This is a genomic window from Krasilnikovia cinnamomea (assembly GCF_004217545.1).
Lineage (GTDB): Bacteria > Actinomycetota > Actinomycetes > Mycobacteriales > Micromonosporaceae > Actinoplanes > Actinoplanes cinnamomeus.
In genome coordinates, this window is the sequence record NZ_SHKY01000001.1 from 1,723,887 (window position 1) to 1,737,537 (window position 13,651).

The 13,651-nt window shown below is 73.8% G+C and carries 13 protein-coding genes; 2 read left to right on the forward strand and 11 right to left on the reverse strand.

What is annotated here, in order from left to right; translation table 11 throughout:
- Positions 1-28: 28 nt before the first annotated feature.
- Both smc and EV385_RS07585 read right to left on the reverse strand, forming a co-directional pair.
- Positions 29-3,610: a chromosome segregation protein SMC gene (gene smc, locus EV385_RS07580; RefSeq protein ID WP_130508810.1), complete on the reverse strand. Its 3,582-nt coding sequence runs from the start codon at positions 3,608-3,610 to the stop codon at positions 29-31.
- A 276-nt stretch (positions 3,611-3,886) separates the two neighbouring features.
- Positions 3,887-4,081, reverse strand: a complete 195-nt coding sequence (locus EV385_RS07585; protein WP_089291272.1) for a hypothetical protein — start codon at positions 4,079-4,081, stop codon at positions 3,887-3,889.
- A gap of 656 nt (positions 4,082-4,737) precedes the next feature.
- Between EV385_RS07585 and EV385_RS07590 the strand changes: the two genes are divergently transcribed.
- A complete protein-coding gene (locus tag EV385_RS07590; protein WP_130508811.1) occupies positions 4,738-6,234 on the forward strand; it encodes a DUF3492 domain-containing protein in 1,497 nt (498 codons plus the stop codon).
- A 71-nt stretch (positions 6,235-6,305) separates the two neighbouring features.
- Positions 6,306-6,893: a Spherulin-4 gene (locus tag EV385_RS07595; RefSeq protein WP_130508812.1), complete on the forward strand. Its 588-nt coding sequence runs from the start codon at positions 6,306-6,308 to the stop codon at positions 6,891-6,893.
- Here EV385_RS07595 and mutM read toward each other — a convergent pair.
- The 9 genes from mutM to rsmD form a co-directional block, all read right to left on the reverse strand.
- Positions 6,829-7,683, reverse strand: coding sequence for a bifunctional DNA-formamidopyrimidine glycosylase/DNA-(apurinic or apyrimidinic site) lyase (mutM, locus tag EV385_RS07600; RefSeq protein ID WP_130508813.1), 855 nt, complete (start codon positions 7,681-7,683; stop codon positions 6,829-6,831). The two genes, EV385_RS07595 and mutM, sit on opposite strands and share 65 nt — an antisense overlap.
- A 17-nt stretch (positions 7,684-7,700) precedes the next feature.
- Complete coding sequence (locus tag EV385_RS07605) at positions 7,701-8,903, reverse strand: mannosyltransferase family protein (RefSeq protein WP_130508814.1); 1,203 nt, start codon at positions 8,901-8,903, stop codon at positions 7,701-7,703.
- A gap of 5 nt (positions 8,904-8,908) precedes the next feature.
- Entirely contained in the window at positions 8,909-9,820 is a 912-nt protein-coding gene (gene rnc / locus EV385_RS07610) for a ribonuclease III (RefSeq protein WP_242624760.1), read from the reverse strand.
- Positions 9,810-10,787 carry a phosphate acyltransferase PlsX gene (locus tag EV385_RS07615; protein WP_242625253.1) on the reverse strand — a complete coding sequence of 326 codons (978 nt, stop codon included), beginning with the start codon at positions 10,785-10,787 and terminating at the stop codon, positions 9,810-9,812. Before EV385_RS07615 ends, rnc begins: the two co-directional genes overlap by 11 nt.
- Positions 10,788-10,920: 133 nt before the next feature.
- The gene (rpmF, locus tag EV385_RS07620; RefSeq protein WP_067685631.1) at positions 10,921-11,094 is read right to left on the reverse strand and encodes a 50S ribosomal protein L32; all 174 of its coding nucleotides are present in this window, start codon (positions 11,092-11,094) and stop codon (positions 10,921-10,923) included.
- Between the two features lie 5 nt (positions 11,095-11,099).
- Positions 11,100-11,693, reverse strand: a complete 594-nt coding sequence (locus EV385_RS07625; protein WP_130508816.1) for a YceD family protein — start codon at positions 11,691-11,693, stop codon at positions 11,100-11,102.
- 127 nt (positions 11,694-11,820) lie between these two features.
- The gene (locus tag EV385_RS07630; protein ID WP_130513149.1) at positions 11,821-12,318 is read right to left on the reverse strand and encodes an SPFH domain-containing protein; all 498 of its coding nucleotides are present in this window, start codon (positions 12,316-12,318) and stop codon (positions 11,821-11,823) included.
- A 117-nt stretch (positions 12,319-12,435) separates the two neighbouring features.
- Entirely contained in the window at positions 12,436-12,915 is a 480-nt protein-coding gene (gene coaD, locus EV385_RS07635) for a pantetheine-phosphate adenylyltransferase (RefSeq protein ID WP_130508817.1), read from the reverse strand.
- Entirely contained in the window at positions 12,912-13,487 is a 576-nt protein-coding gene (gene rsmD, locus EV385_RS07640) for a 16S rRNA (guanine(966)-N(2))-methyltransferase RsmD (RefSeq protein ID WP_130508818.1), read from the reverse strand. The genes coaD and rsmD overlap by 4 nt, the downstream gene beginning before the upstream one ends.
- Positions 13,488-13,651: the final 164 nt, after the last annotated feature.

Below are 13,651 nucleotides of genomic sequence, written 5' to 3' on the forward strand. Positions count from 1 at the left end.
GCCGGCGCGGCCGGGGAGCCGCGCGGCCTCAGTCCTCGGCCGGGTGGTTGAGCCGCTGGCTGATTACCTGGGTCACCCCGGCGCGCATGGTGACGCCGTACAGGGCGTCGGCGACCTCCATGGTGCGTTTCTGGTGGGTGATGATGAGCAGTTGGCTCTTCTCCCGCAGCTGGTGGAAGAGGGTGATCAGGCGGCCCAGGTTGACGTCGTCGAGGGCCGCCTCGACCTCGTCCATGATGTAGAAGGGGCTGGGCCGGGCCCGGAAGATGGCACAGAGCATGGCCACGGCGGTCAGCGAGCGTTCGCCGCCGGACAGCAGCGACAGCCGCTTGATCTTCTTGCCAGGCGGGCGGGCCTCGACCTCGACGCCGGTGGTGAGCATGTCCTCCGGGTCGGTGAGCACGAGGCGCCCCTCGCCGCCGGGGAACAGCACCTGGAAGACCGTCTGAAACTCCCGGGCGGTGTCCTCGAACGCGGAGGTGAACACCTCCAGGATCCGGTCGTCGACGTCCTTGACGACCGTGAGCAGGTCCTTGCGGGTTTCCTTGAGGTCCTCGAGCTGGTCGGAGAGGAACTTGAAGCGCTCCTCCAGCGCCGCGAACTCCTCCAGGGCCAGCGGGTTCACCTTGCCGAGCAGGGCCAGGTCGCGTTCGGCCTTGTTGGCGCGCTTCTCCTGGGTCGGCCGGTGGTACGGCACCGGCGAGGGCTCCGGCTCCCCGGCCGCCTCGGCGGCGGTCACCTCGGCCTGGGTGGGCGGCACCCACTGGTCGGGGCCGTACTCGCCGATCAAAGTGTCGACGTCGAGGGAGAAGTCCTCGGCGGCCTTCGCCTCCAGCTGCTCGATGCGCAGCCGCTGTTCGGCGCGGGCGACCTCGTCGCGGTGCACCTCGTTGGTGAGCCGCTCCAGCTCCGCCAGCAGGCGCTTCGCGGTGGCGCGTACCTCCTGCAGCTCCGCCTCGCGGGCGGTGCGGGCGCGGGCCAGCTCGTCGCGGGTCTCCACGGCGGCGGCCAGGGACACCGCGACGCGTTGCAGGGCCTCGGCGGCGCCCATGGCGACCGCGCGGGCGATCTGGGCGCCACGGGCCCGGGCGGCGCGGCGGGCGGCAGCGCGTTCCCGGGCCTGGCGTTCGGCGGTGGCCTGGCGCAGCAGCGAGTCGGCGCGGCCCGCGATGGAGGCGACCCGCTCCTCGGCGGTACGCACGGCCAGGCGTACCTCCATCTCGTTCTGCCGGGCCTGGGGCACCAGGGCGGCGAGCTGGTCGCGGTCCTCGGTGGAGGGTTCCTCGTCGATCGGGGTCGCCTCGGCCAGCCTCAGCCGCTCCTCCAGCTCGGCGAGGCGGGTCAGGTCCCCGTCGCGGGCGGCCTCGGCCTTGCTCCGGGCGGCGCCGAGCCGTTCCGTCTCGGCCTGCGCGGAGCGGGCGGCGGCGCCCAGCTCGGCGAGGCGGCGGGCGGCGGCGTTGCGCTCGCCCTCGGCGGCGCGCTTGGCGGCGGCCGCGACATCGACCGCCTGCTTGCGCTCCGCTACTTCGGCGCGGGCCTCGGCGAGGCGTTCGGCCAGCTCACCGATGGCCTGCTCGGCGACTTCCCGGCTGGCCCGGGCCTCGTCGACGGCGGCCTGCACCTCCAGGTAGCTGGTCTGCTTGCCGGAGCCACCGGCCGCGGCGTAGGCGCCGAGGACGTCGCCGTCTGGGGTGACCGCGCGGAACTCGGCGTTGCCGGCGACCAGGGCCGTCGCGGCGGCGAGGTCCGGCACGAGAACGACGTCGCGCAGCGCCCGGTGCAGCGCGGGCCGGATCGCGTCGGGGCAGCCGATCACGTCGGGGGCCCAGACCGCGCCGTCCGGCAGCGCGGGCCGCAGCGCGTCCAGAGAACCCTGCATCCCGGGCGCGGCGGGCCCGGCGACCACGAGCGAGGCCCGGCCCGCGTCGGCGATTTTGAGCGTACGCATGGCCTCGACGGCCTCGTCGATGCCGGTGAGGGCGACCGCGTCGGCGAGCCCGCCCAGCGCGGCGGCCAGCGCGGCCTCGTGGCCGGGGGCGACGGTCAGCATGGACGCCAGGCTGCCGAGCAGGCCGGGCACCTCGGCGGCCTTGCCGAGCAGCGCCCCGGCGCCGTCCTTGCGCTGCAGGCCGAGGGCGAGCGCCTCCTCCCGGGCCTTCCAGCTGGCGGCGTCCTTCTCGGCGGCGCGCTCGGCGTCGGACAGCTCCTTGGCCACGGCGGCGGCCCGGTCGTGCGCGGCGACGGCCTCGGCGTGCCGGGCGTCGAGGTCGGCGTTGTCGCGGTCCGCCTCGGTGGACTCGGCCGCGACCGCGTCGACCTCCGCCTGGGCGGCCTGCGCCCGGCCGAAGGCGTCGGTGTGCGCGGCGGCGAGGCGTTCGATCTCCTCGGCCGCGCCCTCGGTGCGGGCCCGGGCCGCGTTGACCTGGCCGGTGAGTTTGGCCAGCCCTTCGCGCCGGTCCGCGATGGCCTTGGCGGCGGTACGCAGCGCGCCCTCGGCGGCGTGCAGCTGCCGCTCCAGCTCCTGGCGGTGCTCGATAGCCTCGGCCAGCCGCATCTGGTCCTCGGTCAGCGCGTCGCGCAGCTCCTGCTCCTGCTCGCGGACCCGCTCCGCCTCGGCGACGAGCTGCTCCGGGTCGCGGCCGGGCCGTTCCTCGTCGGCGGTGGCGCTGAGGTGACGCATCCGCTCGCTGGCCAGCTGCTCGGTGGAGCGGAACCGCTCCTGCAGGGCGGACAGCTTGTACCAGGTGTCCTGGGCGGCGGCCAGCAGCGGGGCGTCCTCGGCGTGCGCGGCCTCCAGGTCGGCCAGCCAGCGCTGCACCTCGTGGTTCTCGTCCTCGACCTGCTGGCGGCGCTCGCGCATCGCCGACTCGTCCGCGATCTCCTTGTCCAGGGTGGTCCGCAGCGTGTGCAGGTCGTCGGCCAGCAGCCGCAGCCGGGCGTCGCGCAGGTCGGACTGGATGCCGGCGGCACGCCGGGCCACCTCGGCCTGCCGGCCCAGCGGCTTGAGCTGGCGGCGCAGCTCGGCGGTGAGGTCGGTGAGCCGGTTCAGGTTGGTCTGCATCGCGTCGAGCTTGCGCAGCGCCTTCTCTTTGCGCTTGCGGTGCTTGAGGACCCCGGCCGCCTCCTCGATGAAGGCGCGGCGGTCCTCCGGCTTGGCGTGCAGCATCGCGTCGAGGCGGCCCTGGCCGACGATGATGTGCATCTCCCGGCCGATGCCGGAGTCGCTGAGCAGCTCCTGGATGTCGAGCAGCCGGCACTGGCTGCCGTTGATCTCGTACTCGCTCTCGCCGGAGCGGAACATCCGGCGGGTGATCGACACCTCGGTGTAGTCGATGGGCAGGGCGCCGTCGCCGTTGTCGATCGTGAGGGTCACCTCGGCCCGGCCGAGCGGGGCGCGCCCGGCGGTACCGGCGAAGATGACGTCCTCCATCTTGCCGCCGCGCAGTGCCTTGGCGCCCTGCTCGCCGAGGACCCAGGCGATGGCGTCGACGACGTTGGACTTGCCGGAGCCGTTGGGGCCCACCACGCAGGTGATGCCCGGCTCCAGCCGCAACGTCGTCGCGGAGGCGAAGGACTTGAAGCCCTTGACCGTCAGGCTCTTGAGGTGCACGGATCTCCGAGGGTCGGCGGTGCAGGCTGCTCCGCTGCAGGGTACCCGGCGTGGCAGGTGGGTACGCATTCGCCGCGCTCAGCGCCCGGGAGCCGGGCGAAAACCGGAGGAGAACACGGCATGAACCCCGGCGCACCGGGCATCAAGCGGGTGCACCGGGCGGCGTGGCACCCGAAAAAGAATGCGCGCCGCCACGGGGTGGAGGCGCGCTGCTGCGATATGCGTTTGTAGTGCGAGGGGATGTGAAGCGCCGGTTCGCGGCGCCCGGGGTGAAGCTCAGGTCAGCGCCGGCTCGGTCAGCCGCAGAATGTCGTCCGCCTCGGCGGCTGCCGCCGCGAGCCGGTCATTCTCCGCCCGGAGGCGGGTGACCTCGAACTCCAGAGCCTGCACCCTGGAACGCAGTCGGGTGACCTCGTCGAGCAGGCGCCGGTCGGGCGCCGCACCTACGTGGCCGTAGAGGGCCTTCGCCATGTTGGACTCCTAGTGAGACGCTGCGTCTCTATTCAAGCGCTGCCGGAAAGCCGGCCATACGCGCGCCCAGCGAAAAACGCACCTACACTCACGGGCACGCGTGAGCGCAGTATCCTGCACCTCATTGAACTTGCTGTAAGGTGCAGATCCCTCACGCCCAGTACACAACTGGGCACAAGCGGGCGCGACTGGCGACAGGTCCTATAGTCCGCCGATCCCCACGCTGCGTCAAGCCGTGGGCTGCGTGGCACCGCACATGAACAGAGTGAATCACGCCACGCCGGCCACCCATTAGCGGGACTTAAAACCTTTCTTAGGCGGTTTGCCGCTCGGCGCCCCGATTGCTTACCGTCACCGGGGTCGAAGTGTTTCGATCTTCGAGGATCGAGGCCACCGCGACCCCCCGGGCGGGTGCGGCCCCCGATGGCCGTTGCCGCCTCCAGCGCCGGGTGCCAGTGGCGGGGCACCCGGCTTCTGACTCCCCGGCATCCGCTCAGCGCCGGGCAGGGTGGCATTCCTAGGACGGAATCGTCCCAAAACGCACAAAGAGTCCGCAATCTGGTCGTCTTAGCGACAAAGTCCCGTTACTTTTCGGCGCTGTGTCGTTCTGTCCTTCGTGATATCGCCCCCGTCGCGCCCACGGTGCTGAGCCGGGCATGCGCATCTGTCTGCTCACCGGGGGCGGGTACCCGTACCGGCGTGACGCGCTCGGCGGATGGTGCCGCGGCCTCGTCGAGGGCCTGAGCCAGCGCACCTTCGAGCTGCTGACGATCACCGACCGGGAGCCGCCGGGAGCACCCGCGTACCCGCTGCCCGGCAACGTGGCCTCCGCCCGCGCCGTCGTCCTCGGCCGGGGCGAACCCCGCCGCGGTGACGGCGACGGCGTCGCGGCCGTGCTGCTCTGCCGCGGCCTGATGGGCGAACCCGGCCACGCCGACCCCCTCTTCGCCGACGGGCTGCGCCGCCTGGTCCGGCACGTCGACGCCGACCCCGAGGGCCCCGCCGACGACCCGCTCGGCGGGGTGTCCCTGGCCGAGGCCCTGCTCGACGCGTGGAAGGCCGAACGCTCCGGCCCGCCCGGCACGGACCGGCTCCCGTTGCCCCGCCTCAGCCTGCGCGACGCCCGTACCGCCGCGACGCTGCTGCGGCACGCCGCCCGCCCCCTCGGGGTGGCGGCGCCCGAGGTCGACCTCGTGCACTGCGTCGGCGGCACCACCCCGCTGCTGGCCGCGCTCGCCGCGCGCTGGCGCACCGGCACCCCGATGCTGCTCACCGAGGCGCGGGCGGTGATGGGACGGCTGCGGCCCACCGAGGAACGGCTCTCCCCCACGGTCCGCACCGTGCTGCGCCGGTTCCGCCACGCCGTGGCCCGCACCGGGTACGCCGAGGCGGGGCTCATCGCGCCGCTGAGCGCGTACCACCACGGGTGGGCGTTGCGGCACGGGGCCAGCCCCACCCGGCTCGTACCCGTCCCGGCGGGGGTGGACCCCATGGACTTCCCGGCCGCCCCGGAGCCGGACACCGAACCCGCGCTGGTCTGGGCCGGGACGGGCGGTCCGGACAGCGGGATCGTCCCGCTGCTCGACGGGTACGCCGCGGTGGTGGCCGCGGTGCCCGGCACGGTGCTGCACCTGGTCGGGGTGACCGGCGCGCACGAGGACCACTGCGCCGAACGGATCGAACGCAGCGGGCTCGGCCGCGCCGTACGCCTGCACCCGCTGCCCGCCGACCCGCGCGACCGGTACGCGGCGGGTCACGTCGTCGTGCACCTGCCCGGCCCGGCCGACCCGCCGTACACGTTGATCGAGGCCATGATGTCCGGCCGCGCCGTGGTCGGCGTCGACGTCGGACCCGTCGCCGAGACGCTCGGCGACGCGGGCGTCCTCGTGCCCGCCGACGACCCGGCGGCGCTGGCCGAGGCCTGCGTCGCGCTGCTGCGCGAACCGGCGCGGCGCCGGGCGCTCGGGGACGCCGCCCGGCGCCGCGCGCTGGCCTGCTTCACCACCGACCGCGTGGTGCGGGCCTACGACGCGCTCTACACCGACCTGGCGGCGCCGCCACCCGCCCCCGTCTTCGAGCTGGCCCTCGCGGTGCCCGCCCCGCGTACCGCCCGGCCCGCCACGCTGCGCTGGCTGGCCCGCGAACAGCGGTGACCGAGTTTCACCAGCACAACCCAGCCCCGGACCGCCAATCCGGACCGCCGCCCGAGAACCGGAGGATGCCCGTGAAGACCCTCTTCCCCCCGTACGCGCACCCGTCGCCCGAGCTCGAACTGGACGCCGAGACCTGGCTCGTGCAGGAACGGCCCGGCGAACGGGGCACCGCCCACCAGGTGCTGGGCCGCATCGACCTGGACTGGGGCAGCCGGTCGCTGGCCGACGTGCTGGCCGCGGTGGACGCCTGGCGCGGCGACGGGGTCGAGGGGCTGTTCCTGGACCGGGCCCCGGCCGGGCCGGGCGGGGTCGGCCCGGTCGCGCTGACCATCCGGCTGGCCGCCCGGCGCGGGCTGCACCGGGTGGTGCTCAATCCGGGCGTGCCCACCCACCCGCTCTACCGCGACCTGGGCGTACGCATCTGCACCTTCGACGGGTCGTGGACGGCGTACCAGGGGTGGGCCGGGGACGGGGCCCGGCCCGGCGACGGCCACCTCGTGCACGGCGTGCCGCCGCAACTGCTCACCGCGGCGCGGCGGCTCATGGGTCGCCGGGGTGCCGGATTCGGGCTGGCCACGGACGCCAGCCCGCCGGTCACCGAGGAGTCCGCCGAGGACGAGGCTGACAGCGCGGACAGCTGTACGACGAGCGGTTCATGAACTGCTCCCGGCGGATCGCCGTGCCGCACCGGTGGCACGGCAACCCCTCCCGCCCGTACGCGTCGAGCGAGCGGTCGAAGTAGCCGCTCTCGCCGTTGACGTTGACGTAGAGCGCGTCGAAGCTGGTGCCGCCCGCCACGATCGCCTCGCGCAGCACGTCCCGGACGTGCCCGAGCAGCCGGCGGGCGGCCGGGCCGGTCAGCGCGTCCGCCGCCCGGGCGCCGTGCAGCCGGGCACGCCACAACGCCTCGTCGGCGTAGATGTTGCCCACCCCCGAGAGCAGCGTCTGATCCAGCAGCGCGCGTTTGACCTCGGTGCGCTTGCGGCGCAGCGCCGCCACGAAGTCCTCGTCGGAGAAGAGCGGGTCCAGCGGGTCGCGGGCGATGTGCGCGATCTCGCCGGGCAGCACCGCACCGCCCTCGGACACGGCCAGCCCGCCGAACGTGCGCTGGTCCACGAAGCGCAGCTGCGCGCCGCCGTCGGTGAACGTGAACCGGACCCGCAGGTGGGTCTCGTCCGGGGCGTCGGCGGGCTGCAGCAGCAGCTGCCCGCTCATGCCGAGGTGGCCGACGATCGCGTCGCCGGAGTCCAGCGGCAGCCACAGGTACTTGCCGCGCCGCGACACCCCGGTCACCGTCCGGCCGGTCAGCACCGCCGCGAAATGGGCGTCGCCGGGCAGGTGGCGGCGGATCGCGCGTGGGTGGCGCACCTCCACCGAGGCGATGGTCCGGCCGGTCACCCAGGTGTCGAGTCCCTGCCGGACGGTCTCGACCTCGGGCAGCTCCGGCACGTGCGCCCCTTCCGCGGCTAGAGGGTGTAGGGCCAGACGACGACCAGGTAGGCGCCGTACCACAGCCCGAAGGCGGCCCAGGCCGTGATCGCCAGCACCGCGACCCGGGGCCGGGCGCGGGCCGCCGCGACCACCGCGGGCAGCAGCGTCAAGAGTACGGGCAGCAGCAGCCGTGGCTTGGAGTGGTAGAAGCCCGCCTGGCCGTAGACGAGCACCATCGCCACGACCCCGTACACGGCCAGCGGCAGCCAGGGCCGACCGGCCAGGCCCATCGCGGCCGCGCCGAGCGCCACCAGCAGCAGCAGTGCCACGCTCACGGGGATCCAGCCGTCGCCGCTGCTGAGCGTGCGGCCGACGAACGCGACCGTGCTCTCGCCGTAGTCGAAGGACGTGCCCCAGCCCGCGGTCTGGATCCGGAACCACGCGGAGGCGTCACCCACCCGCAGACCCACCCAGCCGAGGTACGCGGGCACCCCCGCCAGCGCCAGCAGGGCGGCACCGACCGGCATCCACCACCGCCGCCGGGCGTCCGCGCGGCGCAGTTCCAGCAGCGCCGCCACCGCCAGCGCCAGCGCCGCCGCGGCGCCGGTCGGGCGGGTCAGCGCGGCGCCGAGCCCCAGCAGGCCGGCCACCCACCACACCCGGCGGTGCGCGGCCACCAGCATCCCCGCCACCAGCGCCAGGAACAGGCTTTCCGAGTACGCCATGGACAGCACGACGGACACCGGGGCGGAGCAGCAGATCGCGACAAGTGCCCAGCCGGCGCGGCGGCCGTACAGGCTGGTGCCGAGCAGGTGCAGCGCGACCGCCGCACCCACCGACGCGACCCAGCTCACCGCGATCGCCGCGGTGGGGGCTTCGAGGCCGAGGGCGGCCAGGCCCCGGATCAGCATCGGGTACAGCGGGAAGAACGCCAGTTCGTTGCCCTGGAGCTGGCCGTCGTCGCCGTACGTGTAGCCGTGCGGGTAACCGCGCACCGCGACCCGCAGGAACCAGCCGGCGTCCCAGACCAGCAGGCGGCCGCGCAGGCCGACCCCGTCGTCGGCGGCCGCGCCGAGCCACAGCAGCATGACCAGCTGGCCGACGCGGGTCAGCGCGAGGATGCCCACCGCGACGCCGACCCCCCGCCAGCGGCCGGCCCTGGCCCACAGGCCCGGCGCCGGTTCGGTGGCGGTGGTGTCGCTGGGCGGCGCGGTCCCGCCGGTCGTTTCGTCGGCCACCACGCTCACCGTTGCGCGCCGTCTCCGGCCGTCGTCCCGCCCGCAGCCGTCGCGTCGGCGCGGGCGCTCGGCTGGTCGCCGTTCCCGTCTGCCCGGGAGGCCGACCGGTCGCCGGTTCCGTCGGCGCGGGCCGCTGATGCGGCCTCGGTGTGGGCCGGGGACGCGTGGCCGCCGCCGGCCACGGCGGGTGGCGGGGGCTGCGCCTCGGCCCGCTCGGTCAGCGTGCGCCACGCCGCGGCGGCCGCGCGCTGCTCGGCCTGCTTCTTGCTGCGCCCGTCGGAGCCGCCGTACCGCTCGCCTGCCACCACGACCCAGGCGGTGAACGTCTTGGCGTGGTCCGGACCGGAGTCGTCGATGAGGTAGTCCGGCACGCCCAGGCCGAGCGCGGCCGTCAGCTCCTGCAGGCTGGTCTTCCAATCCAGGGCCGCGCCCCGCCCCGCCGACTCGGCCATCAGCGGATCGAACAGCCGGTGGATCACCTCGGCGGCGGCGTCCAGCCCGTGCTCCAGGTAGATCGCCCCGAGCAGCGCCTCCAGGGTGTCCGCCAGGATGCTGGCCTTGTCCCGGCCGCCGGTGGTCTCCTCACCCTTGCCGAGCAGCAGGTGCGGGCCCAGTCCCTGCGGGCCCAGCGACCGGGCGACGTCGGCCAGCGCGTGCATGTTGACCACGCTGGCACGCAGCTTGGCGAGCTGCCCCTCGGGCAGGTCGGGGTGGTTGTGGAACAGCGCCGAGGTGATCACCACGCCGAGCACCGAGTCGCCGAGGAACTCCAGGCGCTCGTTGGTGGGCAGCCCCCCGTTCTCGTACGCGTACGAGCGGTGGGTCAGGGCACGCCCCAGGAGTTCGGGGTCGAGAGTCACCCCGAATGCCTCCTCCAGTGGCGCGGTGGACGGCCGGCGACGCTTCTCATTTGTCATGTGTCACCTCGCTGAGCGGGATCATTGCGGCGATGGCCGCCACGGCGGCACGGCGATGCAGGGTGGCCGCCAGGGCGATGCCCGCGGCCAGGTCGTCGGGGCCGGCGGCACCGTGGCACACCACGACGGTGCCCGCGACGCCGAGCAGGACCGCGGCCCGGGGCGGCGGGTCGTCGGCGGCCGACGCGGTGGTGGGCGGGCCCGCCAGCGCGTACGCGGTCTCCAGCCCCTTGAGCAGGATGTTCCCGGTGAAGCCGTCCGTCACCACGACGTCGGCGCCCGCGCCGTGCACCACGTCGTTGCCCTCGACCAGACCGACGTAGCGGGCCCCGGCGGGCAGGCTCAGTCCGGCCAGCACGGCGGGGGCGTCGCGGCGCAGCCGGTCGCCCTTGCCGCGTTCGGTGCCGATGGTGAGCAGCCCGACCCGGGGCCGGTCGGCGCCGTGCACGCTGGCCGCGTACGCGGCGCCGAGCTGGGCGTGCATGCCGAGGGTCTGCTCGTCCGGGTCGACCGAGGCGCCCACGTCGAGCAGCACCAGCCGCCCCGCGACCGTGGGCAGGACGGCGGCCAGGGCGGGCCGGCGTACCCCCGGCCAGCGGCCCAGACCGAGCGCCGCTGAGGTGACCGTGGCACCGGTGTTGCCCGCCGACACGATCGCGTCGGCCTGGCCCTGCGCAACCGCGAGGACGGCCGCGCGCACCCCGGACTCGACCCAGCTCTCGGCGGGTGCGGCGGGACCCGATCGGGCGCCGGAACCTCTCCGGCGGGCCAGGTCGGGGCGGTCGCCCGGGGTGAGGGTGCGTACCCGGGCACGGTCGGCCGGTGGCAACGCGGCAGTCGCCTCGCCGGCCGCATCGAGCGGGCCGACGAGCAGAAGCTGGAGGGCCGGGTCGGCCTGACAGGCGCGCAGAGCGCCGTCAACCACGACGGCGGGAGCATGGTCCCCGCCGAGGAGGTCGACGGCGATCCGCGCGGTGCCCGTCTCCGGGGCAGCGTCGGCGGGGGTTCCCCCACCGACGTGCCCGGGATCCGGGGCACCGGGCGATCGCCGTCGCTCAGGCGCGACCCGCCCGGTGTCCGGGCGTGTCACTCCTGGCGACTCAGACCTCGAGGACCTGACGGCCGTTGTAGGTGCCGCAGACCGAGCAGGCGGCGTGCGGCAGCTTCGGCGACTTGCACTGGGGGCAGGCCACGGTCGAGACCGCGGTCGCCTTCCAGTTCGCCCGGCGCGAACGGGTGTTGCTGCGCGACATCTTGCGCTTGGGGACGGCCACGGTTCCTACTCCTCGATCCGGTGTTGCTGGTGTTGCGGCGAAGCCGCCTCTGGCAAATTACGCAAAGCGGCCCAGCGGGGGTCCACGTCCTCGTGGCCGTGACCGGCCGGGAGGTCGTCGAGATGCACCCCGCACTCGGGGCACAACCCTGGGCAGTCCGGCCGGCAGACCGGGTTCGTCGGCAGCATGAGCACCACCGCGTCCCGTACCGCCGGCTCCAGGTCGATCAGATCACCCTGCATCCGGCCGACCTCGTCGGAGTCCGTCGTCTCCTCCGTGGTGCTGTCCTCGTACGCGTACAGCTCCGCGATGGGTACGTCGAAGGTCTCGGTGATCGGGTTCAGGCAGCGCCCGCACTCGCCGGCCAGCGAGCCGCGCACGGCGCCGCTGACGTAGACCCCCTCGGAGACTGAGGTCAGCGTCAGGTCGAGTTCGAGGTCGGAGCCCTCGGGCACCTGGATCAGCTCCAGCCCGAGATCCACCGGGGCCGCGACCACCCGCTGAAGGGTACGCGTCGCACCAGGCTGGCGCGGGAGTTTCGTCGTGTCGACGACCAGCGGCTGCCTGGGATCGAGGTGGTTCTGCGGATGCTTGGGCATGGTGGGGTGCTGGGCTGTCTTCAACCTGGGTGGTTTCGGCGGCTTGTTTCGGGCGTGCTGAAACTCCGGCCCGGGTGCAGGCCGACACGAAAGATTACCTGAGCAGCCGGCCGGACGTCGAACCGGGTCAGAACGGGAGGGGACGCTCGGCGTCCTCGCCCTGGAAGGTGCCGATCTCGCGCAGCGCGTGCATCTTGTCCCGGCCGCGCTCGATCGAGGCCAGGGCACGGGTGAGGAACTGCTCGAAATTGGCCAGGGCGGTGTCGACGTAGTCGTCGACCTCCTCGCGCAGCCGCTGCGCCTCGGAGCGCGCCTCGGCGATGATCCGGGCCGCCTCGTGCTCGGCGGACACCGTGATCTCGTTGACGGAGACGAGCCGGGCGTGCTCGGTCTCCCCCTCGCTGATGATCCGGTCGGCCTCGCGCTTGCCCGCATCGATGATCTTGTCGCGCTCCTCCAGCAGCGCCACGGCCCGGCGGATGTCCCCCGGCAGTTCGGCGCGCAGCTCGTCGAGCAGGGCGATCATCTCGGCGCGGTCGAACAGGAAATTGGTCCGCGACATGGGCACGGAGCGCGCGGCCTCCACCATGGCGATGATCTCGTCGATGCGGTCCAGCGGATCCACCGGCGCCTCACTCCTGTCGTCTCGCACCCACGGTGCGTGGTGTGGACACGTTACTGCCGTTAATGATGAGGCGGGGAGGGGCTCGCCGCTCGATCACCGTCGGCGCGTCGGGCGCGCTCAGCCCTGGCGCAGCCGCGCCGCCAGCCGCTCGCCGATGACGTCCGGCAGGTACGCCGACGCGTCACCGCCCCACTTCACGACGTCCTTGACCAGGCTGGACGAGAGGAATGAATACAGCGGGTTGGTCGGCATGAACAACGTCTCGACACCGGAGAGGCCGATGTTCATCTGCGCCATCTGCAGTTCGTAGTCGAAGTCGCTGACCGCGCGCAGCCCCTTGACCACGACCGCCGCGTGCTGGGAGCGGCAGAAGTCGACCAGCAGGCCGTGGAACGACTCGACCCGTACGTTGCCGTACTTCGCGGTCACCTCGCGCAGCATGTCCAGGCGTTCCTCGACCGTGAACAGGCCGCTCTTCGACTGGTTGATGAGTACACCGACGATGACCTCGTCGAAGAGCCGGCTCGCCCGGCCGATGATGTCCAGATGCCCGTTGGTCACCGGGTCGAAGGAGCCGGGACAGACCGCACGTCTCATGATCGGCGACCGTACCAAAGAGTGGTCTCGCCGTAGCGGCGGCTGCGCTCCGCGGCGATCCCGTCCACCCAGGCCAGTGGCTCCCCGCGCACCGCGGTACGGGTGGATCGCTCGATCGCCACCACCGCGCCGGTCGCCAGCCAGCCGTTCTCCACCAGCGCCCGCTGCATGTCGGCCACCTCCTCGTCGCCCAGCGCGTACGGCGGGTCGGCGAAGACCACGTCGTACGGGCCGCCCTCGGGCGGGGCCGCGAGTACCTGGGCGACCTTGCCCGTGACCAGCCGCGCGGCCGTGCCGACACGCAGCGCCACGACGTTGTCACGGATGATCCGGGCCGCCCGGCCGTCGGCCTCGACCAGCAGCGCGAAGGCCGCTCCCCGGGAGAGTGCCTCCAGGCCGACCGCACCCGATCCGGCGTACAGGTCGGCGAAGCGGGCGCCCTCGAGGTCCGTCAGGGCCTCCACGGAGCTGAAGAACGCTTCCCGGACGCGGTCGGACGTCGGCCGGGTCTGCGCGCCGGCCGGTGCGGCCAGCCGGCGACCGCCGTGGGCGCCGGCGATGATCCTGGTCATGGCCCCTCTCGCGGGTGTGCGACTACCAGTCTGACGCTACTGCACCGGCCCGCCCCGAAGTGCGGCGCCGGCCCGGGCCCCCGGACGGACATGCCGGTCTCGACCCGATCGAGGTCGGAAAGATCCGCAATGGAGGGCCAGATCCACCTTCCCGGGCGGATTCG